Source organism: Shigella sp. SIG6 (assembly GCF_053555815.1).
The window spans coordinates 1-902 of the sequence record NZ_JBQZXC010000277.1; the positions used below are offsets into that span (position 1 = coordinate 1).

Here is a 902-nt window from a genome sequence, read left to right on the forward strand (position 1 = left end):
GATAACATTCTCCGGTATTCGCAGTTTGCATCGGGTTGGTAAGTCGGGATGACCCCCTTGCCGAAACAGTGCTCTACCCCCGGAGATGAATTCACGAGGCGCTACCTAAATAGCTTTCGGGGAGAACCAGCTATCTCCCGGTTTGATTGGCCTTTCACCCCCAGCCACAAGTCATCCGCTAATTTTTCAACATTAGTCGGTTCGGTCCTCCAGTTAGTGTTACCCAACCTTCAACCTGCCCATGGCTAGATCACCGGGTTTCGGGTCTATACCCTGCAACTTAACGCCCAGTTAAGACTCGGTTTCCCTTCGGCTCCCCTATTCGGTTAACCTTGCTACAGAATATAAGTCGCTGACCCATTATACAAAAGGTACGCAGTCACACGCCTAAGCGTGCTCCCACTGCTTGTACGTACACGGTTTCAGGTTCTTTTTCACTCCCCTCGCCGGGGTTCTTTTCGCCTTTCCCTCACGGTACTGGTTCACTATCGGTCAGTCAGGAGTATTTAGCCTTGGAGGATGGTCCCCCCATATTCAGACAGGATACCACGTGTCCCGCCCTACTCATCGAGCTCACAGCATGTGCATTTTTGTGTACGGGGCTGTCACCCTGTATCGCGCGCCTTTCCAGACGCTTCCACTAACACACACACTGATTCAGGCTCTGGGCTGCTCCCCGTTCGCTCGCCGCTACTGGGGGAATCTCGGTTGATTTCTTTTCCTCGGGGTACTTAGATGTTTCAGTTCCCCCGGTTCGCCTCATTAACCTATGGATTCAGTTAATGATAGTGTGTCGAAACACACTGGGTTTCCCCATTCGGAAATCGCCGGTTATAACGGTTCATATCACCTTACCGACGCTTATCGCAGATTAGCACGTCCTTCATCGCCTCTGACTGCCA

1 rRNA gene is annotated in these 902 nt (G+C 51.9%); it reads right to left on the bottom strand.

The window, feature by feature from the left end:
- Positions 1-902 (bottom strand): 23S ribosomal RNA (locus ACUU1M_RS20340); the annotation flags it as partial.